This is a genomic window from Novosphingobium sp. Sphag1I, from assembly GCF_056279125.1.
The window spans coordinates 102,422-122,553 of sequence record NZ_JBWBQS010000013.1; the positions used below are offsets into that span (position 1 = coordinate 102,422).

The 20,132-nt window shown below is 60.4% G+C and carries 22 protein-coding genes; 3 read left to right on the forward strand and 19 right to left on the reverse strand.

The annotated features are described in order from the left end of the window. Window positions 1-21: 21 nt before the first annotated feature. From ACZ9HU_RS15945 to ACZ9HU_RS15985, 9 genes are all read right to left on the reverse strand, one after another. The gene (locus ACZ9HU_RS15945; RefSeq protein ID WP_476106338.1) at window positions 22-1,032 is read right to left on the reverse strand and encodes a DUF2493 domain-containing protein; all 1,011 of its coding nucleotides are present in this window, start codon (window positions 1,030-1,032) and stop codon (window positions 22-24) included. Between the two features lie 89 nt (window positions 1,033-1,121). Continuing rightward, window positions 1,122-1,625: a DUF736 domain-containing protein gene (locus tag ACZ9HU_RS15950; RefSeq protein ID WP_476106340.1), complete on the reverse strand. Its 504-nt coding sequence runs from the start codon at window positions 1,623-1,625 to the stop codon at window positions 1,122-1,124. A gap of 144 nt (window positions 1,626-1,769) precedes the next feature. Beyond that, window positions 1,770-1,982, reverse strand: coding sequence for a DUF5818 domain-containing protein (locus tag ACZ9HU_RS15955; RefSeq protein ID WP_476106341.1), 213 nt, complete (start codon window positions 1,980-1,982; stop codon window positions 1,770-1,772). Between the two features lie 183 nt (window positions 1,983-2,165). Further along, entirely contained in the window at window positions 2,166-2,666 is a 501-nt protein-coding gene (locus ACZ9HU_RS15960) for a hypothetical protein (protein WP_476106343.1), read from the reverse strand. A gap of 127 nt (window positions 2,667-2,793) precedes the next feature. Further along, a complete protein-coding gene (locus ACZ9HU_RS15965) occupies window positions 2,794-3,057 on the reverse strand; it encodes a type II toxin-antitoxin system RelE/ParE family toxin (RefSeq protein WP_476106345.1) in 264 nt (87 codons plus the stop codon). Further along, on the reverse strand, window positions 3,057-3,326 hold the full coding sequence (locus ACZ9HU_RS15970; RefSeq protein WP_476106347.1) for a type II toxin-antitoxin system ParD family antitoxin: 270 nt from the start codon (window positions 3,324-3,326) through the stop codon (window positions 3,057-3,059). Before ACZ9HU_RS15970 ends, ACZ9HU_RS15965 begins: the two co-directional genes overlap by 1 nt. 558 nt (window positions 3,327-3,884) lie before the next feature. Beyond that, window positions 3,885-4,205, reverse strand: a complete 321-nt coding sequence (locus tag ACZ9HU_RS15975; protein WP_476106348.1) for a DUF5983 family protein — start codon at window positions 4,203-4,205, stop codon at window positions 3,885-3,887. Further along, window positions 4,198-4,737, reverse strand: a complete 540-nt coding sequence (locus ACZ9HU_RS15980) for a DUF5983 family protein (RefSeq protein WP_476106350.1) — start codon at window positions 4,735-4,737, stop codon at window positions 4,198-4,200. The genes ACZ9HU_RS15975 and ACZ9HU_RS15980 overlap by 8 nt, the downstream gene beginning before the upstream one ends. 54 nt (window positions 4,738-4,791) lie before the next feature. Then, entirely contained in the window at window positions 4,792-6,153 is a 1,362-nt protein-coding gene (locus tag ACZ9HU_RS15985) for an ATP-binding protein (protein ID WP_476106352.1), read from the reverse strand. Here ACZ9HU_RS15985 and ACZ9HU_RS15990 point away from each other — a divergent pair, their 5' ends adjacent. Further along, complete coding sequence (locus ACZ9HU_RS15990) at window positions 6,154-6,453, forward strand: hypothetical protein (RefSeq protein WP_476106354.1); 300 nt, start codon at window positions 6,154-6,156, stop codon at window positions 6,451-6,453. It begins immediately after the preceding gene. Between the two features lie 43 nt (window positions 6,454-6,496). Here ACZ9HU_RS15990 and ACZ9HU_RS15995 read toward each other — a convergent pair whose 3' ends face one another. The 9 genes from ACZ9HU_RS15995 to ACZ9HU_RS16035 all read right to left on the reverse strand — a co-directional run bounded on the left by ACZ9HU_RS15995 (window position 6,497) and on the right by ACZ9HU_RS16035 (window position 16,555). Beyond that, a complete protein-coding gene (locus ACZ9HU_RS15995; RefSeq protein WP_476106355.1) occupies window positions 6,497-7,837 on the reverse strand; it encodes a hypothetical protein in 1,341 nt (446 codons plus the stop codon). Between the two features lie 11 nt (window positions 7,838-7,848). Then, complete coding sequence (locus tag ACZ9HU_RS16000; RefSeq protein WP_476106357.1) at window positions 7,849-9,051, reverse strand: ATP-binding protein; 1,203 nt, start codon at window positions 9,049-9,051, stop codon at window positions 7,849-7,851. Between the two features lie 73 nt (window positions 9,052-9,124). After that, window positions 9,125-9,340, reverse strand: a complete 216-nt coding sequence (locus ACZ9HU_RS16005; RefSeq protein ID WP_476106358.1) for a hypothetical protein — start codon at window positions 9,338-9,340, stop codon at window positions 9,125-9,127. Window positions 9,341-9,450: 110 nt separating this feature from the next. Then, a complete protein-coding gene (locus tag ACZ9HU_RS16010; protein ID WP_476106359.1) occupies window positions 9,451-10,161 on the reverse strand; it encodes a DUF5983 family protein in 711 nt (236 codons plus the stop codon). 82 nt (window positions 10,162-10,243) lie between these two features. Next, on the reverse strand, window positions 10,244-10,456 hold the full coding sequence (locus ACZ9HU_RS16015) for a hypothetical protein (protein WP_476106361.1): 213 nt from the start codon (window positions 10,454-10,456) through the stop codon (window positions 10,244-10,246). A gap of 98 nt (window positions 10,457-10,554) precedes the next feature. After that, on the reverse strand, window positions 10,555-11,751 hold the full coding sequence (locus ACZ9HU_RS16020; RefSeq protein ID WP_476106363.1) for a DUF932 domain-containing protein: 1,197 nt from the start codon (window positions 11,749-11,751) through the stop codon (window positions 10,555-10,557). Between the two features lie 264 nt (window positions 11,752-12,015). Further along, a complete protein-coding gene (locus tag ACZ9HU_RS16025; RefSeq protein WP_476106365.1) occupies window positions 12,016-13,908 on the reverse strand; it encodes a hypothetical protein in 1,893 nt (630 codons plus the stop codon). 32 nt (window positions 13,909-13,940) lie between these two features. Continuing rightward, on the reverse strand, window positions 13,941-15,911 hold the full coding sequence (locus ACZ9HU_RS16030; protein ID WP_476106367.1) for a hypothetical protein: 1,971 nt from the start codon (window positions 15,909-15,911) through the stop codon (window positions 13,941-13,943). After that, the gene (locus ACZ9HU_RS16035; RefSeq protein ID WP_476106370.1) at window positions 15,911-16,555 is read right to left on the reverse strand and encodes a hypothetical protein; all 645 of its coding nucleotides are present in this window, start codon (window positions 16,553-16,555) and stop codon (window positions 15,911-15,913) included. Before ACZ9HU_RS16035 ends, ACZ9HU_RS16030 begins: the two co-directional genes overlap by 1 nt. Before the next feature lie 794 nt (window positions 16,556-17,349). Here ACZ9HU_RS16035 and ACZ9HU_RS16040 point away from each other — a divergent pair. After that, entirely contained in the window at window positions 17,350-18,315 is a 966-nt protein-coding gene (locus tag ACZ9HU_RS16040) for a hypothetical protein (RefSeq protein ID WP_476106371.1), read from the forward strand. Between the two features lie 13 nt (window positions 18,316-18,328). On the opposite strand, the gene ACZ9HU_RS16045 is transcribed toward ACZ9HU_RS16040, so the two are convergent. Beyond that, window positions 18,329-19,213 (reverse strand): hypothetical protein, encoded by an 885-nt coding sequence (locus ACZ9HU_RS16045; RefSeq protein ID WP_476106373.1) that lies wholly within the window; start codon window positions 19,211-19,213, stop codon window positions 18,329-18,331. Between the two features lie 74 nt (window positions 19,214-19,287). On the opposite strand from ACZ9HU_RS16045, the gene ACZ9HU_RS16050 reads away from it, so the two are divergent. After that, on the forward strand, window positions 19,288-20,124 hold the full coding sequence (locus tag ACZ9HU_RS16050; protein ID WP_476106375.1) for a GIY-YIG nuclease family protein: 837 nt from the start codon (window positions 19,288-19,290) through the stop codon (window positions 20,122-20,124). Window positions 20,125-20,132: the final 8 nt, after the last annotated feature.

The window sequence follows — 20,132 nt, forward strand, 5'->3', positions numbered from 1 at the left end:
CAAGGAATATACAAAGGGAAATCAGACCGCGTGCCGCCGCTTTGTCACCGTCAAGCGAGGTACGCTGTCCATGGGCGCCTGCTCGGCTTTGCGGAAGGCATGAATGGGCACGCCTGCCTTCCTCAGCGCCTGATAGAGATTGGCCTGAATGCCCGATCCTTCGCCCAGAATGGCCTCGACGGGTTTGAGTTCGACCATCCTTCGGTTGCGGGCAAAGGGAGCGCCCCGCCCTGCACCCGTCAGCGTATAGGCCACCAGCGGAACCCCGCTATGCGCCGCCCATGCCGCGACAATGGCATCGAAGCCTTTGCGCTGTGCGGTTGTGACCAGCATCATGTGCGGAATGCGGGCATGAACCGCATCGAGCCTTGCCCAGACCGACTGCCAGTCATGCCATTCGGCATGGCCCGACGCGATAACGATGGGGCCTCTGGGCACATGCCTTTCGCGCTTTTCCAGATCGCGCGCGCGCAGAAAATCCTGAATGGCGATCTGCGTGGCGGTCGATGCCTTCGATACGCGCGAGCCTTTGGCAGGTGACCATGGCCAGCCCGACTGGACGCGGTACATTTCGGCGGCATAGTCGCGCATGCATTCCATGGCCTCGCGCTGCTCGGCGGTCGATTGGCAAAGGAGCTGTTTGTCCTCCAACTCCCGATTATAGACTTCCGAGCTGTCGGGATGACGCGCCAGATCACGAATTTCATCGGCCAGCGCCTCCTCGCGGCGCTCCAACTTGCCCGCGACGAAATGGAAGGAATTGACAACGCCCCAGGCGATTTCTGCCGCCAGCGGTTCAAGCCTGGTGTTGATGAGCAGATCGAAAATCGTGGCGATCACCGCCCCGCATTCGGCTTGTGCCGCCAGCGGTTCGGGCATGTCATATTCGCCCGGCTCCTCGCCCGGCTCGATGATTGAAAGCGGCAGGGGGTCGCCAAAGGCCCGCTGGAATTCCGGGCTGGCAGTAATCGCCGCATAGAGGCTGGGCAGATCCGCGAGGCTGCTCACGCGGCGTGAAGATGGATCGGTCATGGGACTACTCCCGATTGTCCGGGGAAACGAAAACGGGCCGGAAAGACGCAAGCGCTCTCCGACCCGTCTGAGGTGAATGATGGCGGCTGTCAGAACCCGACGTCGTCATCCTCGCCGGTACCGAAGGGCGCCATTTCGCGGCTCATCGTGCCATCGGGCCCGGCGGTGCTGTCACCAAAGCCGCTGCCCTCGCCGCCCTCATAGCGCCCGCCACTGTCCCCGCCTTGCATGTCGTAATTGCTGGCGCCAAAGCCGCTGCCTCCGGCGTCCGAACGCAGCGTATCGCGCCGCCATGCAATCGCATAACCGCCGTTTTCATTGCGGAACAGTGCGACCGGCAGCGGCTCGGGCAGGCTGGGATCATCGATATTGCCGGCGAGAAACACCTCCCCGGTCTTCTTCATTTCCGCTTCCCACAGGGCGCCGATCTGCACCCAGCGCCGGGCGACATTGAGCGCGACGACCTCAAAGCGGGGCGCACGCGGGTTCTGGCTTTCAACGGCGCGCAGACCGATGCGGGGCAGATCGATCGTGCGCGTGGCAATACGCCCCATCAGACGACCATTCTGAAGCGAGATTTCTCCGATATTCATTGCCTTGACCTTTCGAATATCGCTCGGAACCCTTTTCCGGCGACACTCATCAAGACCCTTCTCTCCTCTCTGGCCCGGCGCTGCCGCGCCGCACGCCCGTCTCCCTATACCGATGCCCTCACCGCGCGCGCGGCGCCCTCACACCTATCCGGCAGCAGATCCAATCCAGGTGACATGCAGCCGATGGTCGGGAGACAAGGTGCCCTCGACCACGACACTTTTGGCATCGAAACAATGCAGATCCTCTTCGGTGACAAGGCGGAGAATGGTGCGGTCATCGACCTCGAGCACCGGGCTGTGGCCGTTCATGCGCAGCACGCCGGTCAGGCGGCGGTAGCCGCCGGGGGAATGGGACATCAAAGCAATCCTGCAAGAAGAAAACTGGCGGCCGACAGACATGACCGACACGGCCGTGACAGGTGAAGGAAGTGATCGGAATGCATGATACCTCCATGGCGAGCCGTCCCTCGCGTGACAATGCTCAAAGTGGTGCCGGAATGGTGGCGATCCCTGCCCAATCAGGCATCAGTCAGGCCCAGATCAGGCATGACCAGAGCCCGCCTCCTCATCGCTGACGTAGCGGAGTTTATGGCCCACCAGTGTTTCGCGAAGCCTGTTCTCCGTGCGGATGAGATCGCCCCGGCTGGCCAGAACCTCGATCGTATAGGTGCCACGGGCAAACAGATCGCTGCCCTGCGGGGCAAGCGCGGTATAGGCAGCTGGCCATTGGCAAAGCAGCACCCATGGCCAGCCTGGTAGCACCGGCGGATAGCGCGCGATCACCACGCATTCGCTGACGCTTCGCGAAGGGCGGCAATCCAGCAGATCAGGGAGCGCCAGTTGCTTGCGCGGCGCATCGAGGAACGCCTCAAGTTCGGCCAGTTCTGCCGCAGTTTCGAGCAGGATCGGATAGTAGCGCCCGAGCGGCAAACTGGCTCCAGCAAAACATGCCGGAACATCAATCAGCATGATATCGGGTAAACTGGCAACGGCGCGGGGATAGAGGCACCGGCAGGCCGCCAGATGTTCGGTGAGGCGCATAAAAGGATTGTGCCTCAAGGACGTGCAGCGTCAAGCCGATGTGACGGAATTGGCCTGATAATATGCGGCCTCTACAATCGGGATCCGCAGCGAACGGCTAGCTGAGCGACTGGATGACACCAATATCTCACGCCCCATGCAAAATACGTTCGATCCGGACAACATCAGTAAGGGCGCTATAGAAAATCACATAACTGCCATAGGGTCTGGAGCGAAGCCCAGCCCGAAGATCAGCGCGTGCAGCACCTGCATGCGAATAATCGAGCAGTTTGATACAGACCGCTTCAAGCTCATCGACAAATGTGATCGCTCTTGCCGGATTGTCCATCGCTATAAAGCTGGCGATATCGACGAGATCCGCCTCGGCAGCTGACGAAAACTCAAGATGCATCAGTCGTCCACGCGCCCCGCAGCAATATCGGCGATACGCTGGCGGGCTTTGGCAAAGACATGATCGGCCGGAATACCCGGACCACCATTGACGCCAATCTCGACTTCCGAACGAAGCGCATCAAGCCTTGCCTGGCGCATGGCTTCCTGCTCTTCAAGCAGGCGGAGGCTGTCACGTACGACTTCGCTTGCCGAAGCATAGCGACCGCTGTTCACCTGCTGCTTGATGAAACCCTCAAAATGAGTGCCAAGGGTAAAACTTGAAGGCATGAGCATACTCCTCTGGAAAGGAGAAATATCATTTTATGATATTGCTGCGCAAGGTGCGCCATTGGTGGCGAACCAAGCGACGTCGATCAGGATGATACGAATATGGCGGCGGCGCGGGGGTAGGCCGTCTGGTGATCGGTGAGGCGCGTAAAAGGATTGTGCCTCATGCACATGCAGCACCAAGTAGCGCCGCACGTGCCGATCAGGAAAAAGCAGTATCGGCAGCAGGTTACCAGAGACGCAGCAGCGTGGATTCATCGAACAAGGCTTAGCTGGTCATGGGGATGAGAGCGCTGGGCAAGGCCATCCTAGAGAATAATGGCGACAATCCGCTCATCCCGACTGGGCGCGCGACCTGAGATCCGAAAAGGCTGAAGGGGCCTGCCCGTCCGCAGGATCAGTTGGATATGTCCGCTGCTATGCCGTCTCTGAATAGCTACCGCATAGCAGCGCTCGAACGAGGCCAGCCATTGCCGGCGCGGCGATAGAGGTTCGGAATTGGCCATTGCTACCCTCCGGGATCGAAATTGAGCGACCGGCAGAACACCTTGTCATAGCTCACAGAAAAATTCGCCAGCGCTCATCTGGCGACATTTCCCGGTCAAAGGAAATCCATGCGGCGCCTGCCGCGCTGCCATAAGTCAGAAGGGCCCAGAGCGCAGATGAGAGATTCTCAGGTCGCTCGGCCGCTGCCCATCCGGCAGCGCTGGTATGCACGAAGAAGCCGTCGAGATGCGGTTCGATCACAAGGTCTCGATAGCGTACATCCAGACGCCCTTCGCCATTGCGGGAAGAAGCCCTGATCGCCTGTTCGATGGCTCCCCGCTCATCGAGAGGAAGATGCAGAGGCGAAAAGGTCAGAAGTGTGGTTTCACGCATGATCGGGCTCCTCGCGGCCATCGGCATTCACGCGCGGGATTTCTTGCCGATGGGTATCACCGCATCTGTCACACCAGGCCGGATCGAGGATCGCAACAAGCGCCCAGTCCTGCGCAGCAGCATCCCAGCGCAGTGTGGCGTCACAAAGGACATCGGGGCAACGGCACTTTTCGCAAAGCACAACCTTGGGTGTTTCACGCCGTAGGTTCTGCGCCAAATCAGCAAAGACCGGGAGATCGGCCCTCAGCGGCTCATCGTGGTCGAACCATAACCAGTCAGCCCCCAGAGATGCGGCCCGCTGCAGCAATGCCCAGAACACAGGCGACACCTCTTCGGGGCGCTCGGGGTGATCCTCAAGCAAGCTCAGATGGACGGCAAAACCATAGCGATGCGCTTCGATTGTCAGGACGGGATGGTCGATGATCAGTCGGCCCGCCCGCCGGGGAGCCGCCGCGATGAGAAGGTCGAAGGCGTCGCGCTCGGCGGCCGGCAAATGCCCCGTCGAAAGGATGCAATGATAGGCAAGGCGCATGAAGCCCTCCGTGAGAGGTGATAGGAAAGGATTGTAATGTTACGCCCCGCAGCCTCATTCGGGAGCGGAGAGGACCAGATCAACCTGACCGGGCGTAGCTGTCACGATCATCTGTCGACCGCGCGGGATGAGCCAGACAACATGTTCGCGCACCGCCTCGCGCAATTGGGCGAGCAGCGCCTGCTCTTCGCCCAGCAGAAGCCTGTTGGCCAGATTGCGCGCATTAGCGCAAAATTGCTCGTTCTGGGTCTGCCAGCTGTCGCAATCGGCATCCTCGCCCGCGCAAAACAGACTGGCCTCCATCAATGTGGCGAGATCACCCGGATCGACTTTCGCATCCTGCGCCATCAGGATGATGGCCTCGTCGAGACAATAGGTCTCGTTATTCGCCACCAGCATCGGCACCTCGAAGGTCCGTGTACTCACCTTGGCATCAGGGTGCCCGCTATCCGCCATGGTGAGTTCCAGCATGAGATGAGCAACCCGGCCCGATGGCAGCGTGTGAGGAAGATATTCCTTGGCGCTATGGCCATAGATCCAGGGTTGGCCGTCATGCTCGAAGGTGAAATCGATGGCGGTGATGCGCGGCAGGAGATCATACCAGCCGTAGCCTTCAAAGGCTGGTTCCGGATCCACAGCCCTTCCGCCCGTGAGAAGTGTATTGCTCATCACCGCCGCAGCCGCCTGCTCGAGGTCAGCTTCCGAGCGACAAACAAGTATCAGGTCGCCACCCGCCACCTTGCCGCCCGCAGGCGTTGCTGTGCTGTCAGCCACCGAAGGCACCCAGCCATCAAGCCAGCCCGATGCTTCGGGCAGAGCAACCCCCAATTCGTTGGCCCGTTGCCATGAGGCAAAGGGCAGCCGATGTCCGGGCTGGAGCGCTATGGCGCGATAGATCGCCGCTTCCATGTCGCAGCGGAGCCGGCTGAGCGCTTCATTCTCGACCATTTCCTTGCGGGCCGGGAGGACCAGTTGCAGGGCAGGCGCATCGAGAATATCGACCCGCGCGCTCCAATAGGCATAGCCATCGACTTCCTCGACGGGATCATGACCGCAAGGCACCGTGACCCCATGAAAATTGATGCGCGACACCTGCCGATATTCACGTCCGGCCGATTTGAAGACGCCGATGCGCAAGCCCTGCCGGCTTTCAACGTGAATGGCCTTAGCCAGAAAGTCCTCACGCTCCATCTCCTTCCCGCAAAAGCGCACGGGTAACGGAAAATGGCGTGTGACCTGCCTGACCGCGTCATCAAGACCCTTCGCCCAGGCCGACGGCAGGGTGACATGGATCAGCGTACCTTGGCTCATTTCTGCAGGCTCGACGGCGAGCGGCACAGCCCCTTCCCAGCCATGTTCGGGGATGGTCACCTGCCAGCCTACCTGAGCCGACCGCGACCATGACCGGACCGTCACGTGCCGCCCGGCAAGACTGAAAACCCCCATCCCGGCCGGATCCTCGCGCCCGGCGATCTCGGCATTCCAGCCGGATTGTCCCAGTGTCAGCAAATTACGGGGATCGTCGATGCCGCAACCATCGTCGCCAATGGCAAGGACCTGTCCCCCATCACCTTCCCCAACATCGAGGGTAATGGCAGTCGCACCGGCGCGGCGAGCATTCTGCAGAAGTTCATGGAGGCAATCAGTGATGGTTCCATTGTAAAGTCGGGTCACCCTTTTGATCAGCGATGCACCAACGGCGGGCTGAATGGCTGAGGGCAGGTTCATAGGGCAGTGCCTCCTGTGTTATGCGATCTCATCATCGCGCCCCACCGCTCTCCCTCCCCTTTTCCATGTGGCGGCATGCTGCTTCATCATCTCCTGACGCCGCAGTCGACGTTTCCAGCGCGAGCAGGCTCGCCAAAGTGACCGGCGCTCTTGTTGTCCGCCTGCTTTTTGGTGCCCGGCATGGCCTTGCCGGATCGGTGAAGCGATAGCCGATGCGGATGGCATGTTTGCTGATGACCGCGACAGCCCGCCCGAAGGCCAGAGCCAGATCGCTCATGGAAACGCCATGCGCCCAAGCGATGGCAATGGCCCGGTCCTCCTCCTGCCCGAACGGACGGATATAGCCGTGGGTGAGGCCAAGCTGATTGGCATGCATGAGCACTGCGCGCACGCCCCGCCCCAGTACCGCCGCAATCTGCCGGGTCGGCACTTTGCCATAATCGCGTCGCAGCACGGCATTGTCCGCGTCCGACCAGTCGGGTCCGGAGCGGAAGCCGTTGGGGCGCACGTGCTGGCCGCGCAGACCCAATTCGCCCACGCGCCAGCGGATCGAATGGGCCGAACGCCCAAGTCGGTCGCGCAAGGGAGTAAGGCTGGCCCCGGTGTCATAGGCCTGCCTGAGGAGATCGTCTTCTTCGCGTATCCACGCCCGGCCCCAGCCCCGCCCATAGCCGAATTTGCGCAGACGCTGGCCAAGCCCCCGACCGCTGCGCCGGGGAAAACCTTCGTCCGCGAGAAGATCGGCCAGCGCCCCATAGCGATGTCCCTGCCCTGCCAGTTCGAAGGCCCGGGCCAGCTCCTCGCTCGACCAGTCCTCGGGCTGACAGGCGTGCCGCAGGCTCAACGCAGCAGCGCGTCCGATCACCCCGGTAAAAGGGCGACCGATCAATTGCGCGATCTGTGCAACCGGAACCCCGGCCTGATAACCGGCCCGGATCTGGGCATCTTCCCATCCGGTATAGGCAGGCGCTGCCGGCTCGCTCAGGCCCAGCAGTTTCGCTCGGGCATAGACGGCGCTGACCGCCCGGCCAAGCAGACCGGCCAGTTCGGCAGCAGGTTCTTCGCCGTAGCGGCGGATGAGCTCGGCGTCCTCCCATTCCAGCCAGTCCCGCCGAGAATTTCGGCGCAGACCGAGATCGGCGATACGACTGGCGATACCGGCGCGGCTCCGCCCCAGATCCCGGGCGATGTCATCAAGCGAGTGGTCGGCGAGAAAGGCCTCGCGCAGCCGATCCGTCTCCCCCGGCAGCCAGGCATTGGCCTGAAAGGCGATTTCGCGAAGGGGACCTTGATAGGCAGGCTGCTCGATCGGCACATAAGGAGCCAGCTCGACAATATCACCGGGCAGGCCGCAGAAGCTGCTTTGGGTCACGGGTGATCCTTTCAGGCAAGGCCGACAACAGGCGTGTCGATGACGCGCAGGCGAAGCCTTGCGGAGAGGCGGGCCATTCTTGTGGCATTGCGCGGCATGGTGTCAGCGGCGCCAATCGCGGAAAGCAGGTCCAGCCCGGCATCCACTTCCTCGCCCGGCAAGCCCAGATGCCGCGCCAGTTCCTCTGCTGTGGTGGCATTGGGGGCGATGCTGCGCAGAGCGGCGGTAATACGCGTGGCAGCCCCCGCTGCCGGATCGAGCAGGAAGCTGTCGAGCATGCGCAGACCGTGTCTGGGGACGGACACTTTCCGGCCTGCGGAAGGGTCGCGCAGCGCGTCAAGCTCAAGGAGCGAACGGCTTTGCTGCGGATCGAGATCGGCGGCGCAGAGCAACGCCGGGCTATGGCCGATATGACGGGTGATGGTGGGATCAATCCGGGCCAGCTGCGGCAGCGGCGACAGCGCGGGGCCAAAGGCAAAGAATTCGCCAGGAGCAAGCTGGCGCAGCAATCCGGCCTGTTCGCTGCCAAAGCCGAGCAGATCGGCAGCACGGGCCACATCGCGGTCAAAGACATTAAGACCGATCAGATGGTTGTGAAGCTCGGACACCACCGAACTGGCCAGCTTGGCAAGGCGCTGGGTCGCGATGATGGTGCCGATGCCGCGCTTGCGGCCCCTCGCGCACATATCGGTGAGCGTCGCCACGCCAAGTCGGCGGGTTTCCGCATCGCGTGCGGAAGCCGCCATATGCGGGGCGAGAAGATGGGCCTCATCGATGCAGACCAGCACCGTATTGCCCCAATGCTCGCGGGGTGCGGACAGGAGCCCTGCAAAGAAGGCCGCCGCCTTCTCGATGCGGACATCGGGTTCAAGGTCGGTGAGATCGATATGAAGCGCAATTCGGTGCTGGCGCGCGCGCAGGGCAAGCGCGGTCAGCCCGTCATTGGCATAGTCGCGGGCAAGGATGGTGGTGGCGCCGATATGATCGGCCAGATTGGCAAATTCACCCTCGGGATCGACGATGATGGTGGTGAGATAATCGAAGGCTTCCTCGATGATGCGGCGCAAAGTCTGGCTTTTCCCCGCACCCGAAGAACCCTGAATAAGGCAGCGCCCCGCCATCAACCGCGCGAGATCCAGTTCGAGCGGTGCGGTCGAGGCACGGCCCAGCGGCACCTTTGTATCGGCGGCCAGTTCATGTGGGACAATGGTCATGAGATGCACTCCTTTTAGCCCCGTCGATGCAGGATCAGGGCGGTTGGATGGCAGGTGATGGAATGGTAGCCCGTCAGTCGCCGATCAGGTGGACTGAGGCCATGAAGCCGCCCTTGTCTGGCTCGACCCGGATTGTCGGCGGCAGGGCATCAAGGTCAAACCACGCGCGGCCAATCGCCGCCTTGGTGAGCAGCCCGGCGATGATCCCCGGCATCAGATCGGAATTGGCCATCCCGCCCCAGCGCGGATGGGCGCGCAGTTCCAGGAGATTAAGTTGCCGCCGCTTCACCTCGGACATAGCGGACCGAAGCGGCGCGTCCGGCCATTTCCCCGATCCGGATTTTGGTGCGATATGTGGCGAGGATTGTCATGACCGCCCCTTCCCTTGGCGATCAGCCCTCACCAGTTGCTCAAGGCGAGGCCATCGACCGTGTCGCCATCGCAATCGACGAGGACATAGGCGAAGCCCCTCTCCCGACCGAAGGCGATCAGCGCGGCCAGATCTTCCGGCAAGCGGGCTGCGCCAGGCTCGTCTCTCGACCGGGTTGGAACGAACCAGCCATGGACGGCGGCGGCAATATCGAGCGGGCGATCGCCCGGGGGCCAGGAAGACCAAAGGTCCAGCAACTCAGCCGTTGCGGCGGAAAGATGCGCGGTGGAAAGGACGCAGTAGCGGCCATGTTCGAACGTTGGCTGGCATGTTGACGCAGAAGCGGCGGGCGGTGGCTCGATCCGTATCCGCTCGGTAGAGAGGCATTCGCTGCCATGGTCGCCGAAATAGCTTTCAATTACGGTGGCATCGTTGAGATCCTCGACTTTGCGAGGATCGCGGATTTCCGCCCACCATTCCCGGCAGAATGCCGCCACCTGTTCTTCCAGCGCCGGGCGATCGAAAGCCACATGGATGTTGAGGCCCTCGCGGTGCTCGATGACACCAACATGGACATCTAATGGCCAGAGGACAGGTGCATGTGCCAGACCTTGTTCGGCAAGCGCGATGTCCTCGGCAAGGAAAGCCATCGCCTGGCTATCGAGATCGGCGGGCGTTTCGAGCGCGGCACGGGCGCGGGCCAGAAGCGCCCTGAAATCGTGCAGGGTGTGATCCGTCATGGGGATTCTTTCGAAAAGGCCGATGGCGGCCGCGCCGGCTGTCCGGCATCGGCCGCCATCGGCCTGAAGGGATCGCCCGGTCTCAGCAGGCTCGGGCGCAGACCTCGCGGCGCAGATCGGGCACGCGGGGATCGTCATAGGCGCTGGCTCCCGACATCTCGAGAGCGGCCTGCTCGGCGCTGTACCAGTTGGCGGCTTCGACCCTGTAGGTCTCGCTGGCGTAGCGTTCGTCGCCGCTGAAAAAGGCAACCTCGACCTGAAATGTCTGCAAGGCGGGCACAATATTCTCGCGCATGGCAAATATCCTTCGCGGGCATGAAAAAGGCGGCGCCGGCCTTGGACCGGAGCCGCCTGAAGGGCTGGATGGGATATGAGCGGGCTGTCCCGCGCCGGTCAGAGCGCCTTTTCGAGGAGCTTGCGGGCCCTGCCTTCGAGTTCGAGACGGGCTTCCTGATGCGGCTTGCTGCGTGCGTGAGCGGTGATCCCCTGCACGAAATCATAGAGCGATTGCGGCGGGTGGCCTTCCTCGACCAGCACGGTCTCGATGATCTTTGCAGTATCGGTTTTGGAAAAGCCGCGCTTCCTCAGGAAGTCCTCGCGATCCTCATCTTTACGCGCGACAATGCGTTCGCGCGCCGCCTTGATGCCGCTGATGAAATGCGAGGGCGAGCTGTCGGCAAAATGCTCGAGCGCAGGTGCGGCCTGATGGGCAAAGCGGGCGGCGGCGAATTTCGAGTGGCGGATATTGACCTCCTCGAAATTTTCAACGCCCCACAGGCACCGATTGGCACAGACCCCGCGCAGGTAGAAGGTGGCGATCCCGAGCGTCTTGGAACCCACTTCCGAGTTCCAGCAATAGAACCCCCTGAAATAAATATCCGGCTCGCCATTGGGCAGATGGCCTGCGACAATCGGATTGCGATCGTCGACCAGAAACAGGAACACGTCGCGATCGGAAGCATAGAGCGTGGTAGTTTCCTTGGTGATATCGACATTGGGATTGTAGCGCATATTGGACCAATCGATGGTCCCCGGGACTTTCCAGCGCGTATCACCCGTGCCGTCTCCGGCAAAGTTCATCACCGCCGCAACCAGTTCGTGGTCCCAGATCCGGCCATATTCCGCGCCTGTCGCCGCGCGCAATTCGGTGCGGCCATCCTCGGTCTGGAGGAGTTTGACCTGTTCACCGCGATGATGGATCAGACCGTGCTGCAGGTTGATCCCGGCAAGGGCTGCGGGAAGATTGCGCAGATAGGAGGCCGGGGCCCCGACAAGGCTGGAAAGCTGACTGAAGGACCAGTTGGTCGGCGCGATGGGGCGTTCATCGCCCGGGGCAAGCAGCATCAGCCTTTCGGCATTGTCGCTTTTGGCATCAACGCGAAGGTTGCGGCTTTCGACGACACGGGTGCTTGCCTTGTCCGCACGGGAGCGGACGCAGGCATAGAGGTCTTTGAGTGAGAGGAATTTCTCATCGTCGGGCCGGGAAAACCATTCGGAGGATACCCGCCCAACGCGCTGGCCGCGATTGACATCGATGCGCCACGGCGCGGACTGAGGGGAGGTTTCGATCACAGGGGCAAGGGAGTTCATCTGCCGTCTCCTTGGGATTACCGAGGTAAGGGCCCAATCCCCCTCGCCTCATCCCAATCCCCCTTGCTTTTCTCCCTTTGTTGCGAGGATCCGTTTTACGGGAGGTGCTCTACGTCCAGATCTGTTCGGATTTCTGAGAAAGCATTTCAGATCATAGGTTACAGGCATATGACCAGTATTTTGGCACGGCTCAATTTGACGGCTTGGGCGGACGATCCGGAAAGGCAGCTTCGGGTCTATGAAGGAGCCAGGGCCGCCCTTCATTCATTCCGCCTCTGCAGGCGTGCGCATGTCTGACGGTGGAACCCTCATGCCTGGAATGCGAAAAACCACGATCGCCCTGGGCTGTGATTCGTCAGGACCCTGAACCCACTCGACCCAGCAATTGTCTTCGATGGTCAGTGGCCATTTCTTTTGAGAACAAAGATCGAGAACCACGAGGAATGCAATGCGCTGATCGGTGAGGACATAAGTGCCTGCCTGGCCGAGATATTTTTTTATTCCGTCAACAGAGGCGTTTGTGGTTTCTCGCTTGATCTCGACAACGATGCGCCAGGAAGGACGCACAATTGCGATATCGGCGCGCCCGGTGCCAATGTCGGGCGGCTCCCGCAAAATCTGATGGGAAGGAAAGCCGTTTGCCTGCAAATGGAGATATGTCCAAAAGCTCCGCTGCAAAGCGACCTCAAGCGGTTTGGCCTCCCCATCTTCGAAGAGGAAGGCGAAGAATTCCTCCGCCATTCTAGGCGTCACATCGAGGCAATGCGCGAGATAGAGAATCTGGTAGTTGAGTAGAATTCGGACGTCGCGGGCAAAATTCCCTTTGTAGTCCACATGCTTTTGCAGCGCTTGATCAAGCTTGAGGAAAGTCTCCTCGAGCTTTCCGGTCAGGGCGGAGCCTGCCATTTGCGTTGATGCAAGCAGGTGCGCGATGTGGCCGGGTGAGGGACGAGCGCTTGTCGCGCCTTCCGCCCGTCCCTCATCTTTTCCCGGACTTCGCTGACGTTCCTCCTCGACCTGCGCGAGGAAGGCGAGCGCGTCGTCCTTTTCCTGGGCCGAGATCCCGGTATCGTTGACCCAGGCCGACAGATGGGAAACGAGGCCATCCTGAGACACAATACCATGTGCGATCCTGCTGGTGACAGCCTCGCGCAACGTATCGCCGGAATGATGGGCGACGGCCACCAGGGCGACGCGCAGCCTGGAGAGCTGTTGTAGGACCGGGACGGCCCGTAACCAGCTTCGCTCCTCAAGGCGCTGCGATAACCCTTCCAGAAGATTGGCAAGTTCGTACCAGGCGATCTCGGCAGCGACTGTCGGGCGAAGCCAGCTGCGCAGCGAGGCTGTGTCGAGCAAGACGTGCCGATCAATGGCTGCTTCACGCGCCTTGCCGATCTCAAGCTCGACAGCTTCCTTGTCGGCCGCGCTGCAAAAAAGCGATACCGCCTTCAGGCTGTGGTAGAAGGCCCTTGCTTCATTCAGCTCGGGGTCGGCCCTCGATGCCGACGCAAACATGTCTGCCGCCAGCTCAAGGCCTTCGATGACCTCTTCGCCGGACGGCAATGACAGTGCATTCTCGAGCAGGATCAGACCGAGTTCATGAAGCGCTTGCTCTCCAGCCTCATCATTAAGGCACAGCCGCTTGAGAAGCTCGGTGAGATCGGGTGACCGGCTCCATAACCATGCAAGCCCGGCCAGCCGTGCGGCGCGCCTCACAAGAAAGGGATCGTCATGTGCCTCGATCTCATCGAGTGCCGCGATCACCGCAGGGCGTGAAGCGCCCGAATTGTTGGCCAGCAGGAATGCACCAGCCAATGCCTCGGAGGCGATGAGGGCCTCCGTTGGCGTGGCCTTCATCCGCACCCTGGCGATGAGTATGCGTTGCGCCTGGCGTGTTTGATCATGTCCCATCTGCGCGTGAGCGAGATGCTGCGCCGCTGCTGCTAAGACGAAAGCATGGGGATTGTGAGCAAGGACGGCAAAAGCTACCTTGGCAAGATCAGCAGGCATGTGATCATCGACACCCGCAATCGCCCGGACCAATCGGTCAGCATGGAGGCTTTGAGCCAAAGCCTCTCCTTCTTGCGCCACATCCCGCGAGCCGCCCAGATCGTCGAGCGTGGGCGCCACGAAATGGGCCAATTTCTGTTCGAGCATATCGGTTGCTCAAGCAGGCTTTTGTGCGGCCATCAGAACATCGATCCTGCTGACGTGGGGTGCAAAATGCGAAGCGGATTGAAGGCAGGTTGTAAAAGATTGCCCCTCGCGCTGACAATGAAGATCTGAAGGTTCTGCGTTTCGCTTGCGACAAGACCGATCTCGCTGATCATGGCAAGGAGATCGGCGTCACTGAGCTCTTCGCTTCCCGGTGAATCGATGAACAGAAGGCCAGGATGGTGACCAAAGCCGCTGATGGCCGCCCGACGCATCATGGCCATGATGAGCGCGATGCGCAGGCGCAGCTTTTGTCCCGGCGTCTGCTTACCATAGGGGCTCGCAACGCCGGAAACCGTGAGGGTAATCCCGTTGCCACGAATGGAAATGCTTTCCAGTCCACGAAAGCCAAAGCGACGCGCGATGCTGACGACCTCCGATTCCAGCGCGAGAAAGAGGTCGAGGCTCGCCGATTTCATGCGGGCTTCCGCAATGAACTCGGCAGCTTTGAGAATTTTCTCGCGGTCGTCTTTGGGCGATGCGGGCTTCACCTGATCGGCAAGGCGTTTGAGCTGCTCCAGGGCACCATCGATCTTTGTCATACGCTCTTCCAGCGCGCGGCGCTGACGCAAGGAGGCAGCATTTTTCTCATTTGCCTCCAGCCTTTGGCTGATTGTTTGCCGCTCTCTGGTCTTCTCTTTTATCTGGGCCGAGATGGTATCGTGCTGCGTTCTCAGGTCTTGTTCGACCACCGAGAGATCGTCTGCGCGGCTCGTGGCTGCCTCAATCGCTTCCTTCAAGGCCTCCTGATCGTCGTGAAGGGTGTCGCGATCACAGACAGCGCACAGGCCCACTTCATTCTCATGCTTCAGCCGATCGCCGGGGAAGGCCCCGGCACACCGCGGGCAGCACACCGGATCAAGGCCTGCAAAAACCTGCTTGGATGCCGCGCCTTCCCGTAAGCGACGAGCGGTCGCCCGACTCTCATCGCTCTGCGCTTTAAGGGCGATGGCCGATGCATTGAGCCTCGCCGCATCGGCCATGAGTTCGGTCAGTTCGCGGGTCAATCTCGCATTGTCCAGCGTCAGGCTGTCCAGTTCACTGGAGGTTGCGAGCATCGGATTGAGCTTTTTGACCTCTGTCTCGACCTGTCTGCGTTCTTCCTCCAGCCTAGCGGTTTCAGATGCAAAACTGTTTTGTGCAGCTCGCGCTGATGGGGTTTGTTCTTTCGTACCCTGCTGGAGGGTCAGGGCTGTGCGCAGGGCCATATGCGTTGCGGCATAGGGAACACCGACAAACAGATGGAGCATGCGCCACCATAAGGCCCCAACCGTGATGTCACCCAGAATTGCAGGATGCGATCCCTCGATAAACATCGATGCGACGTAAGCTGTCCAGGAGTGCTGATATTGTGATGCTTCCTCGCTGACGTGGTTGACCGTCGGGATGGGTTGCAGCGCAAATCGGGCCATCATGAGGCTGCTCATAAGCTGCTCAAAGGCTTCGTTGCTGTCGAACGTATCCATCACCCGGGCGGGGCCTGGGGCAAGCATCACCAACTTGCCGCGCGGTATGCTGTCAAAATCAGTGAAGCTGACATTGTATCGTTCTGGCCCGATGGTAAACTCGATGTCCACCTCCGAGATCCAGGCCCTGACCTCGGGTTTGAGTGACCGGACACGACCCCGCAAGGCCCACAACATCACTTCAACGATGGTGCTCTTGCCGATCTGGTTATCGTTTTCGCTCAGGATACCCCACAGTCCGGACTCCAGCCCGTTCCAGGCGAAATGATAGGGGCCATCCTGAATATCGGTTCCAGCTTTTGTCCCGCTGAAGGACAAGGATCGAACCGTGAGATTGTCGGCTCGCCTGACCGGCTTCTCATCGACAATGCCAAGCTCGGCCAGAATGAGATCGACCGCAGGTCGGGTTACCTTTGCCTTTTCTGCCACGGCATCGCGGAAGGCTGCAATAGGGGGTAGCGGTGCCTCATTCGTTGACATTATCGACCTTCCATGCGTGCCAACCGATCCCGGACCTGCCGGGCAATCGATGCAATCGTCTCGCCGTTTGGTGCGTTGGCATATTCAGGTAACGCATATTGCATGCGCGCCAGTTCTTCTCCGGTTCGCCCCCGGCAAAGATCTCCAATTAGTTTCGTGCGCTCTACGTACCAATGTGCTTCGGCAAGCTCTTTTGTGATCCGCGTGGCCACTTCCAGGCCTTTTTTGAGGAGAAAATAGCGCCGCCGCCGGGTCTCCAGATGCCGTTGGGTCTGAGCAAGACCATAGCTGACGAGGGGGGCCAGGCCGGTATCGATGGGCTCGTAGGCGCCATAAATGTACTTTGCCATAGCATCGCGGCGAATTTCAGGTTCATCGCTGTCCAGGATGGAGCGCGCAGACTGTAACCACCGCACGTCGCCGTCGCTCTCATACATGTCCAGCAAGCTGTAGGCCAAGTGATCTGGGTTTCGTACCCAGAAATCCATTTTCTGAAGGCGTTTTTGCGACGGTATAACAGACACCGCCCCGGGTAAGGGCGGCGGTGAAGAGACTGGCTCGCCGGCGTGAGTCAGAATGAAAAGAAGCCGCAATGCGTCCCGAAACTGGCGCGTGGGCTCATCCAGATGCTCCTGCGAATTCAAAGCCCTTCCATCCCCATATGCCGCCCCGTAAGCTGCCTACTAACATATTCTTTACAATTACCGCTTGTACAACAGGGAAATAGCTCAAAGAGATCGTTTTCCCAAGTGACCGGAGTTATGTTTGCAGCGTTGTTCAGGTGAAAAACCGATGCAAGCATCAAGGATAGATCGAACGGATGGCCCAGATTGGGGGCCAGACCATACAAAGAAGCTCTTGGCGAATCTGGCGGGCTTGATGCCCATGCTTGTCAACAAGAGGGGGTAAGAGATTTGCTGGATGGGGGGGAGCAGCCAGATTCTAACCGGCGTTTCAACATGATATTTTTAATAGAGGTGATTCGTAGGATCACAATGTTTCGTACCCAACTCCTTTCGGCATGAACGAATGATCGGCTCCGACGCCCAAGCTGAGGCCGGGAAAGTCAGCTTTTGGGGCGGGCGACGCCCACCCTCCAGCACCGGCAGGTGCCGACCAACTCAAGACATTTCGCGTCGTTGATGTGACCGACAGCTTTTGCCGAATTCCGCCATTCGGCCCACGCAAACCGGTAAGGTCATCAATGCGCCCATCCCAGCCATTCCTGACTTCCTGCGCCGTACCCAACTGCCGACAGTTCGCTTAAGTACGCCAGCGCGCCGCGTGAGGATCTCGGGGGACGCCGTTACTGGTGCCAGCGTCAGTCGATTGGGCCAAGTGCTCGCTGAGTGGCCGGAGATTGGATTTTAGAGCCGATGCAGCGCTATCGCGCGCGAAATTGCTTGGCGTGCTTAGCATTTGACGCGAGTATCGAGCGATGAAGCACCCTTACACCCGGGCAAAAATGCCGATTGTCAACGTCCGTCCAATCCATTTTGAGGATTTCGATGGTCACGACTTCGAACGGTTGGTGTTCGCCTATCTGCTTTGGGCGGGGTGGCGCGATGTCGCATGGTATGGCCAGACCGGCAGCGACCTGGGCCGGGACATCGTCGGGACTGAAATTTTCGATGGCGAGCCCTATCGGCGAACTGTCGTTCAATGCGTCAATCGGGCATCCCTGCCGCTGACTAAGGCCAAGCGGGACATGAAGCGTGCGGTTGCGGCACCGAGCGGCAAACCGGATGCTTTCCTGTTCGTCTGCCGCAGCAACGTCTCAGCGGATCAGCGCGACAAGGTGACGGCAGAGGGTAAAGCACTTGGCATCAGAAATGCCAACGTCTGGTCCGGCACAGAGTTCGAGGAGCAGTTGCGGCTGCGCGGCGAGTTCCTGTTGAAACGGATGGTCGAAGGCGTTCCGTTTCCCGATGACGGCGATGGGCTTCGCAAATTCATTAGCGAGTTCGCCGAATTAAGCGATGCAGAAGCCCTTGCATTGCTTGCGCTGCCCTTCGACCGTCCCGCTTTCTGGACCCCGTTCGCCGAGGAATGCCGGCTGTTCGATTTTCAGGAGGCGATCGAGAATACCATCGGCGCGCTCAACACCGGCATCTGGAAGTCACGTGACGGGAGAGAGATTCGCCGTCTGCCCTCACTCCAGCAGATCGCTGATCCGAAGGCTCGGGGCGAGCTCAAGGCGATCGTGCGCGATCTCGACGGCTTGCGCCGATTGTTCGTGCGGCACCTGAAGGACGGCTCGATCATCCATTGCCAGTGCACCGACCCGCATTGCGGCGGATTCCAGATCTTGAACGGGGCTGACCGCGAGCTGGACGCTGCTCGGCGCGTCATCTTGGCAAAGGCGCGCGCCGTGATCCCGGGTTTTGACGTCGAAATGCGATAGGGCCGTCGACCGATCAATCGTGCCAGTCGAAGCAGCCGCTGCCCTCGATAAACTGCCGCAACACGATATCGGCATGGCCAACGAGTTCCCGATCGCGCAAATTCTCGGGCGATTTGGCCCCATGAAACAGGTTGCAGCGGATCTGATAGATCGTGCGCAGGAGTTGCGGCCAGTCTGGCGATCCGTCGCCTATCCATCCGCCGGGTTGCATCCTGATCCCCCCAGCCCGGCAGTCTTCCAGCAAGTTCTGGCGCGTCATTCTCCAGAACGCATCGTGCCCTAGTTTCTTACGGACATCCTTGACACTGAGCACGGGCCAGTGCGTCGAAAGGGCTGCGACCGCTTTGGTGAAGTCGGGAGTGTCGCCGATCAGCCGATCATAGGCCTCAATAAGGCGGCGGTCTCCGACGAGGGCATCGATCATTGCTGCGTCCGGCCCGCCGCCGGTCACGGATTCCATCCAGCCATTAAACGCCATCCAGGTATGCATGAACGACATGAAGGGGGACTGCCGCTGATAAGCGTCGTCGAGCAACTGACGCGTGATGTCCGCCATTTCGGGATTGAGCATTCTAAAGTTGCTGAAACTCACCATGTGCTGCGTTCCTACTGGGTGGCGCCCGCCGACCGGGACGCTACGGATGACGACCAGATGCTCGGCCTGCTTGATTAGGTCTTGAGCAATGTCGTGGACAGGCCCAATGCGATTAATCTTGGTGGCAAAGAAGCGGTTCTCCCTTGAACTTCCGGTCTCCGCTTCCCATTTACCATAAATCATGGATGACGTCAGCATGGTGCTGGCAACCGCCTGATAAGCGGATTGTGCCTCACGGGCATCCGGTTCGATCCCGGCGTCCCCCGCCAACAAACAGCCCCGCCGTGAGCGGGGCTGTTTCATTTCGATAGGCGGTTGCGCTTTTCACTGAACGGCAGGAATGAAAGGCGACTCGTCCAGCAGATTAGGGGGTTCTGATGCTGCTATTCACAGACCTGCTCGAGAAAGCGGGGCTCGCCGCCGGGCAGGTCCGTCTGCTCCGTCACCAGACGAAGGCGCCGAACGGCCGCACGCCCTATTTGCTTTGGCGGGACGACCGGCCTTCCTTCGAAGAGTATCAGCGGGTGCAGACGATTGGCAACCGCGCAGGGCTCGCGGCGCCTTTCTGGGCGAGCTTCGTCGCCCCGCCGACCGGAGGAACGCTGTTCGCGGGGATCTATGCCGCTCGCCGCATCGGCACGGTCGATGCTTCGTGGATCGATCCGCTCCATCTCGTTCCTGGCATGCAGCTGACCAAGGACGAGCTCGACAGCTATGAGACGACCCGCGCCAGTGAACTCGAAACCTTTATCGGACGGCTGTGGATCGAGTGGGGCGCGGGCACCCGGTCATGGGTGCAGCGTCCAGATCGACAGAATAAGCCCATCGTCGAGCTGACCCGCACGTTCCGGGAAGATGCGTTTCCGGGATACACGCACTTCATTGCGAACATCTCCGACGTGCAGGGGCTGCCAGCGACCTGGATCTCGGCCCTGCGCGCGGCGCGCGGCGTCTACCTCCTCACGTCGTCAAAGACTCGAGAGCAATATGTTGGCTCGGCAACCGGCGACGCTGGCTTCTTGGGCCGCTGGCAGAATTATGCCCAGGACGGACATGGCGGCAATATCGGTCTGAAAAGCAGCGCGCCCAGCGATTATCAGGTCAGCATCCTCGAAGTCAGCGGATCGTCGGCAACCCAAGAGGAGATCGTCGCGGTCGAGCAGCTCTGGAAGCTTAAGCTCCAGAGCCGGGCGATGGGCCTGAACAAGAATTGACGGGCGCC